We start from the raw sequence: 12,783 nt of genomic DNA on the forward strand, positions 1-12,783 counted from the left end.
ACCATCGGGAACCACGACGTTCCCGTACCGGGAAGTAACGTAGCCTGCGTCACGTTCGATCGCAAGAACATGTTCTCGGCCCCTCCCCCGCAACCACCGGCCGCCGCGCCGACCCGCACGAGCCACCTGACAGAATCGATGGCGTGAACGCGCCCGATATCGATGCCGACGGACGCAGGTACCGCGGCGCCGCACCCGGACAGCGTCAGCAGGAACGGCGTGCCCGGCTCATCGAGGCGGCCACCGAAGCCTTCGGCACCGACGGCTACCGCAACACCACCGTCACCACCATCTGTGCCGCGGCCGGCGTCGGGAAGCGGTACTTCTACGAATCCTTCACCGACAGCGAGGACCTGCTGCTCGAGGTGTATCGCGAGGTCACCGCGCGGATGCTGGAGGCGATCCACGTCGGCATCGGCGACCTCGACGCCGATATCGACACCAGGGTGCGCGGCACGCTCACGGCGTACTTCCAGCTCATCCTCGACGATCCCCGCGTGCCGCGGATCGCCTTCTTCGAGATCCTCGGCGTGAGCCCGACCGTCGACCGCGCCTACCACGATGTGCTCGACGCGCTGGTCGACATCTGCCTGGCGCTGTTGACGCCGTATGTGGATCTGGACTCCCACCCCGCGCCGAGCGCGCGGATGGTCGTGCTCGGGCTGGTCGGCGCGATCCTGATCATCGCCCAGAAATGGGTGCTCGACGACTACCGTCAGCCGCTGACCGATGTCGTCGACAGCGGTTGCCTGGTGGTCGGCGCGGTGCTGGACCGGATCAGCGCGGACGCCGAATAGGGTTGCCCTGGAGCGTTCTCCGGGCGCCGATGCCGTCGAGCAGAGCGGCGAGACCGAACCGGAACGTCCCGTCCGGGGCGGCGTTGCAGCCCGTGCCCGCCGGCTTCCCGGCGTGGACCTGGAGCCTCCAGAAGGTCCGCAACACCGTGGATTTCGGCGGCGCCCTGCTCGGCCTGGCGATCTCGGTCCTCGGCTGAGATCGCCGAACCCCGGTCAGGGGATCGCGAGGACGGCCACTCCCACGAGTACGTCGACCAGACCGCAGAACTCCGCGAAGGTACGCGCGACCGTGCGCCGCGCGTGCCGATGTTCGTAGTCCCACAGACCGTGCCCGATCCAGCCCGCCGCGACCAGGACCCGCGCCCACCCGATATCCACGTGCTGCGCCGCCACCGCGAGCACCGTGAACAGCGCGAAACCCGCGAGCTGCGCCAGAAACGGCCGATCGACCCGGTCGTGGCGCAGCGCCAGGGCCACCGCGAGCGCCGCCACCACCGCCAGCACGACCGTGGTCGGCACCAGGTTCTGCACCGACAGCAGGCCGAACAGGACGCCGAGCGCGCCGAAGACAGCCCATGTGCGATCCGGCCTGCCGAGGGCCGCGGTGACCAGATAGATCAGCGGCAACACGACCAACAGCTCCGCCAGCGCCCGCACCGTGCTCTCCGCGCCCGTCGGCCAGATCAGCAGCACCAGCCCGAGCGCGACGACACTCGGCCAGCGCCGCGGCATCGCCGCACCGATTCTGCTGTATCCCAAGGACATTCGTTGGTCCGATACCGTCATGACCCGCCTCCGTCGATCGCCGTTCCCTCAGCCTGGTGCGCGCGAACGCCAAATTTCGCAGCCGCGGCCGACCCTGTCCGTTTTCTTGTGATTCCTGGCAGAACAGACCCGCGAGGACAACGCCCGGCCCACCTACACTGGGCCGTATGGGCGCACGGACTGTTGCCGTCATCGGCTACGACGGCGCCGAGCTGCTCGACCTGGCCTGCGTCACCACCACCCTCGACGGCGCCAACCGGCTCGGCGCCGATCCGCCGTACCGGGTCGCACTGGCCACGCACGGCGGGCGGACCATCACCTGCGATTCCGGGCTGCGGTTGCACGGGCAGGCCCGGTGGGAGCGCCTCACCGGCCCCCTCGACACCTTGATCGTCTCCGGCGGTCTCGGCCATCTGGACGCGGCGCGCGACACCGCACTGGTCGCGCATGTCCGCAGGCTCGCCGCGGTGAGCCGCCGCGTCGCCTCGGTCTGCACCGGGGCGAGCGTGCTGGCCGCGGCCGGACTGCTCGACGGCAGGCGGGCGACCACGCACTGGATCGCCGCCGACATGCTGGCCGCCGAATATCCGCGCGTCACCGTCGATCCCGATCCGATCTACATCCGTGACGGCCGCGTCGCCACGGCGGCGGGGATGACCAGCGCGATCGACCTCATGCTCGCCTTCGTCGAGGAGGACCACGGCGCCGAGCTGGCCCGCCAGGTCGCCCGCGGCCTGGTGACCTACTTGCAGCGGCCCGGTTCACAGGCGCAGATGAGCATGTTCACCGCGCAGCCGCACGCCGAGCACGCGCTGGTCCGGCGGGTCACCGCGCATATCGCCGCGCATCTGTCCGAGGACCTGTCCACCGCGACGCTGGCCGCCAGGGAAGGCGTGAGCGCACGTCACCTGACCAGGCTGTTCGGCAAACATCTCGGCGTCACCCCCGGCCGCCACATCCGCCGCGCGCGGGTCGAGGCCGCCGCGCAACTGCTCGTCCACACCACGACCCCGGTCGCGGTGATCGCGACCCGCTGCGGCTTCGGCACCGCCGAATCACTGCGGCAGGCCTTCGTCCGCCGATTCGGGGTCGCCCCCGCCCACTATCGGGCAACGTTGTCGCGTCCTGCTCCCGACGCCGACCCGGAACCGTTGCCGGTCAGCCGATCCCGGCGGTGAAGGCGGTGAATCGCTCGGCGATGCGGTCGGGGTACTCGCCGTTGATGGCGTGGGACGCGTCGGGCCAGACCTCGACCTGCGCGCCGGGGATCAGGCGCGCGGTGGCGGCGGCCCGGTCGGCGTCGTGCACGATGGAGCGGCCCGCGAACAGGGCCAGGACCGGCACCGTCAGAGCGCGCAGCTGGTCCTCGGTGGGGCGCGGGAGCAGCGGCTGGGCGCCACGGTAATCCGTCATCCCGGCGGCGATCAGCCTGCCCTCGGGAATCGAGTCGTCGACCGGGACACCGCCGGAGATCCAGCCCAGCAAGCGGTTTCGCAGCCCGGTCGGCAGGGCGGGGACCGCACTGCCCAGCGAGACGACGATCATCTTCCAGCTCAGCCGGGCGAAGGTATCGGCCGGATCGAGCAGGGTGATCGAGGCGACGCGCTCCGGACGATGCAGCGCGGTCTGCACGGCCAGGTTCGCGCCGATGCTGACACCGAGCAGATGGGCCCGCCGAACCCCCAGTCCCACCAGGGTTTCGGCGATCCAGGTCGCCTGATCCGACCCATCGGTCAGCGCCGTGGTCTGCCCGCTCGCGCCCGGCTCACCCACGCTGTCCACCGACCAGACCGTGCGCCGCGCCATCAGGCCCGGCAGGTTGGTGGCCCACATCGGCGTCGAGGCCTGGCGGCCGGACAGCAAGACCACGGGGGTGTCGCCGCCGGGACCGAAGCGGTAGGCGCGCACGGGACCGAACGAGGTCGGCACCGCGGCGATGGCATCGGGCGGCGGAAGTTGGGCCATGCCCGCGCGGTAGGCGGCGGCGAAGTGCTCGAAGCTCGCCCGATCGGGGAAGTATCCGACCTTGTCCGCGGGTCGGCCGATCGTGGGAGCAAGGAACAACCCGTCCGCGGCCATATCGCCGAGCGTAGACCGCTGACCTGAGCGTATCCCGCAGCCGCGGTCGGCACCTGGTCAGCGCCCGCGCAGCAGGGCGACGATCGCGTCCTGATTCCTCCGCTCGGCGTTGTCCAGTGCGGTGCGGCCGTCCGCGTCGCGGATCCGCGGGTCGGCGCCCGCGTCGAGCAGCGCGGTCACGGTCTCCTGGTAGCGCTGCGAGCCGTCGCCGTAGACGATCGCCTCCTGCAGCGCCGTCCATTTCGGCGTGTTGACGTGGTTCACGTCGACGCCCGCCGCGACCAGCAGGCGCACGGTGCTCACGTGCCCGTGCTCACTGGCGGGAATGAGCGCGGTCCCGCCGTAGCGATTGACGCTGCGCAGGTCGGCGCCGTGGCGCAGGACCGGCTCGAGGATCTCGTCGAAGCCCTCGGCACCGGCGTAGAGGTAGGCGGAGTCCTGCAGGTCGTCCTTGGCGTCGACGTCGGCGCCCGCGTCGATGAGAGCCACCGCCGCCGCACTCGCCCGGTTCTTGGTGGCGGCGATCAGCGGCGTCCGGCCCTGGTCGCCGCGCGTTTCCAGATCGGCGCCCCGAGCGATCAGGTCACGTACGCGCGCCGCGTCGTTGCTCGCGGCGGCGGCGAACAGGTCGTCGTCGAGGCTGTGGTCGAGCTGCCGGGTGGTCGGCGGCGCCTGGATGGGGGCCTCGGTGGTCACCGTGGTGGCCGGAACGGCAGACCGTACGTCCGGATCGGCGGAACAGGCGCCGATACCCACCGCCAGCACGGCGAGCGCGAGCACGCTCGCGCGGGCGCCACGGATGGTCGAACGAGCCGGGTGCATGGGTTCTCCTCTGGTCAGGTCCCCTCCACCGTGCCCAGCGAGTGCCATCGCGTCCAGGACGCAGTACCGATCATCGCCATCGACACCGTCTATGGCGTGTCGCGGTAACCACGCGGTGAACAGCGCAGAACTATCGCTCTCGCCGTATTGCCCTGCGCGCCAGCCGATGTCCACACTGAGAGCCGTCCGACAGCGCGGTCGACACCTCCGCGGCCCGCACGGTCTCCCTGCCCCGCGCACCACGACGGGCGGCGATCACCACGAGCCGAAGGACGCGCGATGCCGTTTCTGCTGATCTCCGGAGTCTTCGTCGCCAAGGGCGCCCAGCCCGACGGCGACTCGGTGCGCTTCCGTCCCGACGACCCCACCCTGTGGGACCGGGTGGGCGGCCCACATCGGGTGAAACGCAACGCCTCCGGCGCCGCGCAGTTGCGCCTGGACGGCATCGATTCGCTGGAGACGCACTACACGCCCCGCCACGGCACCCGCACCCACCAACCGTTGCCGCTCGCCCACGCCGCCGCCGAGGAGCTGCTCGCCTGGCTGGGCTTCACCGGCGTGGTGCGCGATGCGAACGAGACCGTCACCGCCGCGGATCAGGCCGAGGTGCCCGGTTTCATCCTGACCCGGGGCGCCGATCTGCACGGCCGGTGTGTCGCCTTCGCCGGGCGCGGCGCCTCGCCCGATAGCGCGGGCGCCGAGATGTTCGTCGACGTGGCCCTGCTGCGACTCACCCTCAATCACCACCAGCTGGCCACCGGCCTGGCCTACCCGACGTTCTATCGCAGCCTGTTCCCCGCCCTGCGGACCGAGTTCGCCGCGGTCGCCACGGCCGCCGCGACCGCGGCGACCCCGCTCGGTGTCTGGGCGGCCGACGCGACGACCACCGGCGCCGCGATCACCTCGCCGACCGCCCTGTCCGACGAGGTGGTGCTGCTACCGAAGCTGTTCCGCCGCCTGGCCGACTACCTCGCGCTCGGCGACGGCGATCTCTCGCTCGACGGTTTCCCCGCCTTCCTCGCCCAGGCGGCCGATCGCTTCTTCATCCTCTCCACCGGTCACTCCACCACCGGTCTCGACGCGATCACCGTGGTCGACGGCCCGACCGTGCGCCTGACCCACCCGCCGACGGATCTGGTCTTCGACGAGAAGTAGCCGGGTGAGATACCTCGTTCCCGGGGTACCCCTGGGACATGACTACTCACGAGGATCAGCAACTCGACGAGGTCATCGAACGGTTGACCATCCGGTATCCGACCGTCGCCCCCGCCGAGATCGCCGACATCGTCCGCCGGACCCACGACCAGTTCGCCCGGGCCCACGTCCGCGACTTCGTCCCGCTGCTCGTCGAGCATCACGTGCAGGACGCGCTCGGCACCCGGACCGGCCGGATCCCACCCATCCCGATGTGATCCGGCGCCGGACCCCGCTAGCGTTGACGACGACGTCAACCTAGGAGGTCCGCATGCCCGACACCGTTCGCGGAGTCATCGCCCGCGCGAAGAACGCGCCGGTCGAAACCGTCGATATCGTGATTCCCGATCCCGGGCCGCACGATGTGGTCGTCCGCGTCCAGGCGTGCGGGGTCTGCCACACCGATCTGCACTATCGCGAAGGCGGGATCAACGACGAGTTCCCGTTCCTGCTCGGCCACGAGGCGGCGGGTGTCGTCGAGTCGGTCGGCGCGGCGGTCACCCATGTCGCCGAGGGCGATTTCGTCGTGCTGAACTGGCGCGCGGTCTGCGGCGAGTGCCGGGCCTGTCGGCGCGGTCGCCCCTGGTACTGCTTCGACACCCACAACGCCAGCGTGCCGATGACGCTCACCGACGGCACCCCGCTCACTCCGGCGCTCGGCGTCGGCGCGTTCGCCGACAAGACCCTGGTGCACGAAAAGCAGTGCACCAAGGTCGATCCCGAGACCGATCCGGCCGTGGCCGGACTGCTCGGCTGCGGTGTGATGGCCGGCATCGGCGCGGCGGTGAACACCGGCGCGGTCTCGCGCGGCGACAGTGTCGCGGTGATCGGCTGCGGCGGCGTCGGTGACGCGGCCATCGCCGGCGCCTTCCTCGCCGGCGCGGGCACCATCATCGCGATCGATCGCGACCCGCGAAAGCTGGAGTGGGCCAGGGACTTCGGTGCCACCCACACCATCGACGCGAGCACCGCCGATGTGGTCGAGCAGATCAAGGAGCTCACCGACGGATTCGGTGCCGACGTGGTGATCGACGCGGTCGGGCGCCCGGAGACCTGGAAGCAGGCGTTCTACGGCCGCGACCTGGCAGGCACCGTGGTGCTCGTCGGCGTCCCGACCCCGGACATGACCCTGGACATGCCGCTGATCGATCTGTTCTCGCACGGCGGCGCGCTGAAGTCGTCCTGGTACGGCGATTGCCTGCCCGAACGCGACTTCCCGATGCTCATCGACCTGCACCGCCAGGGCAGGCTGCCGCTGGATCGCTTCGTCACCGAGCGCATCGGCGTCGACGAGGTCGAGCAGGCGTTCGCCGCCATGGGCGAGGGCAAGGTGCTGCGCTCGGTGGTGGTCTGGTGAGTGCCCGCATCGAGAAGGTCGTCACCTCGGGCACTTTCGCGCTCGACGGCGGCACCTGGGACGTCGACAACAATGTGTGGCTGATCGGTGACGACACCGAGGTGCTGGTGGTCGACGCCGCTCACGATGCCGACGCCATCGCCGCCGCGGTCGGTGCCCGGCACGTCACCGCGATCCTGTGCACGCACGGCCACAACGACCACGTGACCGTCGCGCCGGAGCTGTCCCAGCGACTCGACGCGCCGGTCCTGCTGCATCCGGGCGACGAGCCGCTGTGGCGGATGACCCACCCCGACGCCGCCTACCGCTCGCTGGCCGATATCGACCGGATCACGGTGGCGGGCAACGATATCGACCTGCTGCACACTCCGGGCCACTCCCCCGGCTCGGTCTCGCTGCACCTGCCGGAGTTGTCGGCGCTGTTCACCGGCGACACCCTGTTCGCGGGCGGACCCGGCGCCACCGGCCGTTCCTACTCCGATTTCGGCACCATCATCGATTCCATCCGCGACCGGCTGTTCGCCCTCCCGGACGATACGACGGTGCACACCGGCCACGGCCCCGACACCGCGATCGGCGACGAACGTCCCGCGCTCGCGGACTGGATCGCCCGCGGTCACTGAGCCCGCCGGGAGCGTCCGCCGCGTCCGTCGGCGGGCACTCCCGACGCTCGAATCCATCGTGCTCCCGGAGCCGGTCAGCCGATCCGTCGGGCGCGAACCAACGCCAGCCCGCCGAGCGCCGCGCCCAGCACCCCGACCACGCCGGCGATGTACCCGCCCGCGATCCCGTTGCCGGTGCCGAGACCACCGTCGGCGGTGACCACGACGAACACTCCGACAACGGCGGCGATCACCGCCGCGCCCACCGCGAACGCGGCCCGGACACTCGACGGCCGCGCCAGCGCGATCCCGCCGAGGACGGCCCCGAACAGGGCGAGAAACGCGGCCGAGGTCGCGATCGCGCGGTCGGCGGTCAGGCCGTAGGCGTCCGCGACGAGAACGGTCGACGCGGACGCCGGCGCGGCCGAGACGAGCCCGGCGCCCAGAACGGCGGCGACGGCGCCGGGGAGGTGACGGAAAGACGACATGGGGTGCTCCTTCGATCTGCTGCGTACCGCTCGATCGTCGCCCCGCGCCCCGGGTCCGGTCGTCGTGCGACCGTGGACAATCCACGCTGCCACGCCCGCGGTATCGGCTACCACCGAGGCGGTAGCACCGGCTCGGATACCGCGAGCGCGGTAGTCGCGGGATCATCCCGTCGCCGGACTCGCCGCGCCGCCGATCGGACTAGGGTGCTGGCATGAGCAGGGCATGGATCGGCGACTGGGCGATCGCGGTCGGCGTGGCTGCGGTCCTGCTGATCACCGCGCTGACCCGGCAACCGTCCCCGACCGAGACGCGGCCCTTCGGATACGCGTTGCTGGTCGCCGGTGGACTGGCGCTGGCGGCCCGGCGCCGGGCGCCGGTGGCGGTGCTGGTGGCGACCGGAGCCTGCGCGCTGGGGTCCCAGGCACTCGGATTCGACGTGCCCGCCGTCGCGTTCCTGTTCGCGGTGTACTTCGCCATGCGCGCGGGCCACCGCTGGGTGACGCTCGCCGCCTCGATCCTGCTCCTGGCGACCCTTCCGCTCGCCGCCATGCTCTCCCTGCACGACACCGCCGCCGCGCTCGCCCGGTCCCGCGACGCGCTCGAGATCGCCTGGCTGATCGCGGCGGCCGCCGCCGGTGAGGCGCTGCGGCAGGCCGAGCGCCGCGCCGACGAGGCCGAACGCACCCGGGAGGAGACCGCGCGCCGCCGCGCCGACGAGGAACGCCTGCACATCGCCAGGGAACTGCACGATTCGCTCACCCNCCGGTGAGGCGCTGCGGCAGGCCGAGCGCCGCGCCGACGAGGCCGAACGCACCCGGGAGGAGACCGCGCGCCGCCGCGCCGACGAGGAACGCCTGCACATCGCCAGGGAACTGCACGATTCGCTCACCCATCAGATCTCGGTGATCAAGGTGCAGTCCGAGGCGGCCGTCCACGTCGCGCGCAAACGCGGAGAGGAGGTGCCCGAGGCGCTGCTGGCCATCCGGGAGGCCGGGCGAGAGGCGGCCCGCGAGCTACGGGCGACGCTGGAAGCGCTGCGCGACGACGGCGCACCGCGGCCGGGGCTCGCCCACGTCGGCGAACTGGTCGAGCGCGTGCGCCTGTCGGGCGTCGACGCGACGCTGACCATCGCGGGCACCCGCACCGATGTCCCCGCCGCCGTCGACCGGACCGCCTACCGGATCGTGCAGGAATCGCTCACCAATGTCACCCGCCACGCGCACGCCGACACGGCTTCGGTGCGCATCGACTACGGCGCGGACACTCTCGTGGTCGACGTCGCCGACGACGGCCGGGCCACCCCCGCCACCGCGCCGCTGCCCGGTGTCGGCCTGCTCGGGATGCGCGAGCGGGTGACCGCGCTCGGTGGGCACCTGCATGCCGCGCCGCGCGTCGGCGGCGGATTCGCCGTGCACGCCGAATTACCGGTGGTGCGGGCATGATCCGGGTGCTGCTGGTCGACGACCAGCCGCTCATCCGCAGCGGCTTCCGGGCGCTGCTCGACATCGAGGACGATATCGAGGTCGTGGCCGAGGCGGCCGACGGACGCGAAGGCGTCGACCTGGCCCGGCGGCACCTGCCCGACATCGCCCTCATCGATATCCAGATGCCGAGCGTCGACGGCATCGAAGCGACCCGCCGCATCGCGGCCGACCCGGCCCTGGCCGCGGTGCACGTCGTCATCCTGACCAACTACGGCCTCGACGAATACGTCTTCGACGCGCTGCGCGCGGGCGCGGCGGGGTTCCTCGTCAAGGACATCGAACCCGAGGACTTCCTGCACGCCATCCGGGTGGCCGCCCGCGGCGACGCCCTGCTCGCCCCCTCGATCACGCGCCGCCTCATCGCCCGCTACGTCACCCAGCCGCCGCACACCCCCGCCACGGATTCGGCACTGCGCGAACTCACCGCCCGCGAACGCGAAGCCGTCGCCCTGGCCGCTCACGGCCTGTCCAACGACGAGATCGCCGCCCACATGGTGATCAGCCCGCACACCGCCAAGACCCACCTCAACCGCGCGATGACCAAGCTCCACGTCCGCGACCGCGCCCAGCTCGTCGTCATCGCTTACGAATCCGGGTTGGTCACGCCGCGCACGCGGCCGTCCTGATCGGGACGAGCTGCCGCTACCGCCCGATTCCGGGCACGAATCGTGGTGTCCTGGCGCAATATTCGCGATAGCCGACGCCGTGGACGCGCGCCGGATACGGCTCCTCCACCACCCGAACCTGTCCCTCGATCGTCCCGAGCAGCAGCGCGAACGCCGCCAGGGCCACGATGTTCGGGACGATCAGCGCGATCCCCGCCGCGAAGACGAGCATGGCGGTGAAGATCGGGTTGCGCACGAGGGCGAACACGCCGGTGTGCACCAGCGCCGTTGTCTCACTGGCGTCGACGCCGATGTGCCACGAGGCGCCCATCTGGTTCTGAGCGACCAGGGTCGCGCCGATACCGGCCACCGCCAGCACGACGCCGATCAGCTGAATCATCGTGGCGGTGAGGAACTCGAGCGGAGCCACGATGCCGGTCAGCTGGAGCGCCACCCCGGCGAGGCCGACGAGGATCGCCGCGACGAAGCCCACCCCGGCCAGCCATTCGAGCGAGCCGGGACGGCCGCTGACGCCACGGAATCCGGTGGAGCCGGTCGTTCGATACTGCCGCAGGCTGCGCCACCCGAATCCGAGCGCACCGAAGATCACATACAGGACCAGTGCCGTCACCGCCATGGCCGATTCCTCTCATCCAGCACAGCAGTCGCGAGCGCCGATCGGCGGTGTCGCACAGCAGGTGTCGCCGCGCCAGGCGTCGCGCCCTTCCTTGACGGCGATGACCGCGATCACCAGCGCGGCGATCGGGTCGGCCCACGACCAGCCCAGCGAGGCGTTGAGCACGAGCCCGACCAGCAGCACCGCGGACAGATAGGTGCACAGCATGGTCTGCTGGGAATCGGCCACCGCCGACGCGGATCCGAGTTCACGGCCCGCCCGGCGCTGCGCGGTCGACAGCACCGGCATGATCACCAGACTCAGGGCGGCCAAGGCGATGCCGATCGGCGAGTGTCGCGCGTCGTCCGCGCCGGTCAGCGCCCGGATCGCGTCGACGGTGACGTAGGCGGCCAGCGCGAAGAACGACACCGCGATGATCCGCAGCGCGACCTTCTCCCGCGCGTGTGGGTCCCGGCCGGCGAACTGCCAGGCCACCGCCGCCGCGGACGACACCTCGATCACCGAATCGAGCCCGAACCCGATCAGCGCCGTCGAGGACACCCGCGCGCCTTCGGTCAGCGCGATGCCCGCCTCGACCACGTTGTAGGTGATCGTCGCCGCCACGAGCCACCGGATCCTGGTCGCCAGCACCCGTTGTCGATCCGAAACCAGCAGCGGTACCCCGAGTTCCGCCATCAGCAGCAGTCCTGCGTCGCGGCGGCCGGGCAGCAGGCCGGATCGACCGCGAGCACCAGCCCGACCAGGTCGTCGAGCGCGCGCCCGATCCGGGGATCGGCCAGTTCGTATCGGCTGCGCCTGCCCTCGGGCACGGCGACGACCAGCCCACAACCGCGCAGGCAGGCCAGGTGATTCGACAGGATCTGCCGCGATACCCCGATCTGGTCCGCCAGCTCCGACGGATAGCCCGGCCCGGCGCGCAGGCTCAGCAGAATCCGCGTCCGGGTCGGGTCCGAGAGCGCGTAGCCGAATCGGGACAGCGCGTCGCCGTGCATCGTGGTGCTCACATCTCCGATAGTACAGCTGATTCTGTATTCAGAAAACAGTGAATCAACTCGGCCGCTCGATGTCACGTTCCCCCACCCGCCGCATCCCCACGACGAGGGCGATGACCAGGGCGAATGCCACGAACGACGTGCCGGTGCGCAGGAAGTGGAACAGATCCCAACGGGCCAGGATCGCGGCATAGTCGGTCGGCGCACCGTCGGTCACCCACCGGTTGATCCGGTGATTGATCGGCACATTGCCCCAGCGGGTGATCAGGAACGAGGCGACCACCAACGCCGTGGCGACCGCGGCGGCGACCCGGCGCCGGCCGGACGTCAGCACCGCGAAGGCCAGGCAGCTCAGCGCCGCCGCGGCCATCGTGGCCTGCATGCTGATGCTGTTGTTGCGCATGAGTTCGGTATGGAATTCCAGGCGCATCCGCAACGGCACACGATGGAACGTCGGCACCAGATTGGCGGCGCCGTAGCCGAAGGCACCGGCGAGCAGGCCGGTGGTGACCAGGGCGAGCGAGCGGACGAGCACGGGTCCCCCTCGGCCGGTCACGCGGCGGCGACGCGGCGGGTGAGCTGGTCGGCGCGACGGAGCTTGCCGTCGGGCGTGAACTCACCGAACAGGAAGACCTCCGTGGCCACGGACCCGGTGGTGCGCAGCGTGGCGTGCACAGTCAGCCGGGCGGCCATCCGGGTACCGTCCGCGATCACCTCGTGCACCTCGAATCGGTAGTCGCGCAGGTTCTTGCGCACCGGCCGCAGGTGCGCGATCAGCCGGTCACGGTCGAGCCGGATCCCGTCGGCGACCTGGATCACCTCGGGCGCGTGGAACCGGTCGACCACCTCGGCCGGATCGGCGTCGCTGTCGAGGGCCGCGGCGGTGAAATCGGTGAAGAAATCGGCGATGAACCGCTCGGGCGAGCGGGGTGATGCAGGGTCCATGACACTCCAGCCGTA

Annotated in this window: 17 protein-coding genes; 8 read left to right on the top strand and 9 right to left on the bottom strand. The window is 71.1% G+C overall.

What is annotated here, in order from left to right:
- Positions 1-143: 143 nt before the first annotated feature.
- Positions 144-797, top strand: coding sequence for a TetR/AcrR family transcriptional regulator (locus tag V8688_RS02095; RefSeq protein WP_342800040.1), 654 nt, complete (start codon positions 144-146; stop codon positions 795-797).
- Positions 798-1,010: 213 nt separating this feature from the next.
- Here V8688_RS02095 and V8688_RS02100 read toward each other — a convergent pair whose 3' ends face one another.
- Entirely contained in the window at positions 1,011-1,556 is a 546-nt protein-coding gene (locus V8688_RS02100) for a hypothetical protein (RefSeq protein WP_342800041.1), read from the bottom strand.
- Between the two features lie 173 nt (positions 1,557-1,729).
- Here V8688_RS02100 and V8688_RS02105 point away from each other — a divergent pair, with 173 nt between their 5' ends.
- Entirely contained in the window at positions 1,730-2,740 is a 1,011-nt protein-coding gene (locus V8688_RS02105) for a helix-turn-helix domain-containing protein (protein ID WP_342800042.1), read from the top strand.
- Here V8688_RS02105 and V8688_RS02110 read toward each other — a convergent pair.
- The gene (locus V8688_RS02110) at positions 2,721-3,641 is read right to left on the bottom strand and encodes an alpha/beta fold hydrolase (protein ID WP_316573942.1); all 921 of its coding nucleotides are present in this window, start codon (positions 3,639-3,641) and stop codon (positions 2,721-2,723) included. The two genes, V8688_RS02105 and V8688_RS02110, sit on opposite strands and share 20 nt — an antisense overlap.
- A 57-nt stretch (positions 3,642-3,698) precedes the next feature.
- The gene (locus V8688_RS02115; RefSeq protein WP_342800043.1) at positions 3,699-4,463 is read right to left on the bottom strand and encodes an ankyrin repeat domain-containing protein; all 765 of its coding nucleotides are present in this window, start codon (positions 4,461-4,463) and stop codon (positions 3,699-3,701) included.
- A 279-nt stretch (positions 4,464-4,742) separates the two neighbouring features.
- On the opposite strand from V8688_RS02115, the gene V8688_RS02120 reads away from it, so the two are divergent.
- Genes V8688_RS02120 through V8688_RS02135 form a run of 4 tightly spaced genes read left to right on the top strand, consistent with a single transcriptional unit; the run spans position 4,743 to position 7,637 of the window.
- The gene (locus V8688_RS02120; RefSeq protein ID WP_218718945.1) at positions 4,743-5,618 is read left to right on the top strand and encodes a hypothetical protein; all 876 of its coding nucleotides are present in this window, start codon (positions 4,743-4,745) and stop codon (positions 5,616-5,618) included.
- A gap of 38 nt (positions 5,619-5,656) precedes the next feature.
- Complete coding sequence (locus V8688_RS02125; protein ID WP_218718946.1) at positions 5,657-5,875, top strand: hypothetical protein; 219 nt, start codon at positions 5,657-5,659, stop codon at positions 5,873-5,875.
- 53 nt (positions 5,876-5,928) lie between these two features.
- On the top strand, positions 5,929-7,014 hold the full coding sequence (locus V8688_RS02130) for an S-(hydroxymethyl)mycothiol dehydrogenase (protein ID WP_218718947.1): 1,086 nt from the start codon (positions 5,929-5,931) through the stop codon (positions 7,012-7,014).
- The gene (locus V8688_RS02135; RefSeq protein ID WP_342800044.1) at positions 7,011-7,637 is read left to right on the top strand and encodes an MBL fold metallo-hydrolase; all 627 of its coding nucleotides are present in this window, start codon (positions 7,011-7,013) and stop codon (positions 7,635-7,637) included. The genes V8688_RS02130 and V8688_RS02135 overlap by 4 nt, the downstream gene beginning before the upstream one ends.
- A 74-nt stretch (positions 7,638-7,711) precedes the next feature.
- On the opposite strand, the gene V8688_RS02140 is transcribed toward V8688_RS02135, so the two are convergent.
- Positions 7,712-8,104 (bottom strand): DUF6223 family protein, encoded by a 393-nt coding sequence (locus V8688_RS02140; protein WP_342800045.1) that lies wholly within the window; start codon positions 8,102-8,104, stop codon positions 7,712-7,714.
- Between the two features lie 903 nt (positions 8,105-9,007).
- On the opposite strand from V8688_RS02140, the gene V8688_RS02145 reads away from it, so the two are divergent.
- Both V8688_RS02145 and V8688_RS02150 read left to right on the top strand, forming a co-directional pair.
- A complete protein-coding gene (locus tag V8688_RS02145; RefSeq protein ID WP_342800046.1) occupies positions 9,008-9,547 on the top strand; it encodes an ATP-binding protein in 540 nt (179 codons plus the stop codon).
- Positions 9,544-10,215, top strand: a complete 672-nt coding sequence (locus tag V8688_RS02150) for a response regulator transcription factor (protein ID WP_218718951.1) — start codon at positions 9,544-9,546, stop codon at positions 10,213-10,215. The genes V8688_RS02145 and V8688_RS02150 overlap by 4 nt, the downstream gene beginning before the upstream one ends.
- 16 nt (positions 10,216-10,231) lie before the next feature.
- On the opposite strand, the gene V8688_RS02155 is transcribed toward V8688_RS02150, so the two are convergent.
- From V8688_RS02155 to V8688_RS02175, 5 genes are read right to left on the bottom strand one after another with little or no spacing between them, the layout of a single operon-like run.
- Positions 10,232-10,831: an isoprenylcysteine carboxylmethyltransferase family protein gene (locus tag V8688_RS02155; RefSeq protein WP_342800047.1), complete on the bottom strand. Its 600-nt coding sequence runs from the start codon at positions 10,829-10,831 to the stop codon at positions 10,232-10,234.
- A 12-nt stretch (positions 10,832-10,843) separates the two neighbouring features.
- Positions 10,844-11,506: a cation transporter gene (locus tag V8688_RS02160; RefSeq protein ID WP_218718953.1), complete on the bottom strand. Its 663-nt coding sequence runs from the start codon at positions 11,504-11,506 to the stop codon at positions 10,844-10,846.
- Positions 11,506-11,835, bottom strand: a complete 330-nt coding sequence (locus V8688_RS02165) for a metalloregulator ArsR/SmtB family transcription factor (RefSeq protein WP_308248513.1) — start codon at positions 11,833-11,835, stop codon at positions 11,506-11,508. The genes V8688_RS02160 and V8688_RS02165 overlap by 1 nt, the downstream gene beginning before the upstream one ends.
- Before the next feature lie 43 nt (positions 11,836-11,878).
- A complete protein-coding gene (locus V8688_RS02170; protein ID WP_342800048.1) occupies positions 11,879-12,358 on the bottom strand; it encodes a DUF1772 domain-containing protein in 480 nt (159 codons plus the stop codon).
- A 17-nt stretch (positions 12,359-12,375) separates the two neighbouring features.
- Complete coding sequence (locus V8688_RS02175; protein WP_218718955.1) at positions 12,376-12,768, bottom strand: nuclear transport factor 2 family protein; 393 nt, start codon at positions 12,766-12,768, stop codon at positions 12,376-12,378.
- Between the last annotated feature and the right edge of the window lie 15 nt (positions 12,769-12,783).

It is taken from the genome of Nocardia sp. No.11 (genome assembly GCF_038752175.1).
GTDB classification, from domain to species: domain Bacteria; phylum Actinomycetota; class Actinomycetes; order Mycobacteriales; family Mycobacteriaceae; genus Nocardia; species Nocardia canadensis.

Bases quoted from the DNA above. Each gene is read 5' to 3' on its own strand.
- V8688_RS02105 (WP_342800042.1), top strand. From the start codon at position 1,730: ATGGGCGCACGGACTGTTGCCGTCATCGGCTACGACGGCGCCGAGCTG.
- V8688_RS02110 (WP_316573942.1), bottom strand. From the start codon at position 3,641: ATGGCCGCGGACGGGTTGTTCCTTGCTCCCACGATCGGCCGACCCGCG.
- V8688_RS02115 (WP_342800043.1), bottom strand. From the start codon at position 4,463: ATGCACCCGGCTCGTTCGACCATCCGTGGCGCCCGCGCGAGCGTGCTC.
- V8688_RS02120 (WP_218718945.1), top strand. From the start codon at position 4,743: ATGCCGTTTCTGCTGATCTCCGGAGTCTTCGTCGCCAAGGGCGCCCAG.
- V8688_RS02125 (WP_218718946.1), top strand. From the start codon at position 5,657: ATGACTACTCACGAGGATCAGCAACTCGACGAGGTCATCGAACGGTTG.
- V8688_RS02130 (WP_218718947.1), top strand. From the start codon at position 5,929: ATGCCCGACACCGTTCGCGGAGTCATCGCCCGCGCGAAGAACGCGCCG.
- V8688_RS02140 (WP_342800045.1), bottom strand. From the start codon at position 8,104: ATGTCGTCTTTCCGTCACCTCCCCGGCGCCGTCGCCGCCGTTCTGGGC.
- V8688_RS02150 (WP_218718951.1), top strand. From the start codon at position 9,544: ATGATCCGGGTGCTGCTGGTCGACGACCAGCCGCTCATCCGCAGCGGC.
- V8688_RS02155 (WP_342800047.1), bottom strand. From the start codon at position 10,831: ATGGCGGTGACGGCACTGGTCCTGTATGTGATCTTCGGTGCGCTCGGA.
- V8688_RS02160 (WP_218718953.1), bottom strand. From the start codon at position 11,506: ATGGCGGAACTCGGGGTACCGCTGCTGGTTTCGGATCGACAACGGGTG.
- V8688_RS02175 (WP_218718955.1), bottom strand. From the start codon at position 12,768: ATGGACCCTGCATCACCCCGCTCGCCCGAGCGGTTCATCGCCGATTTC.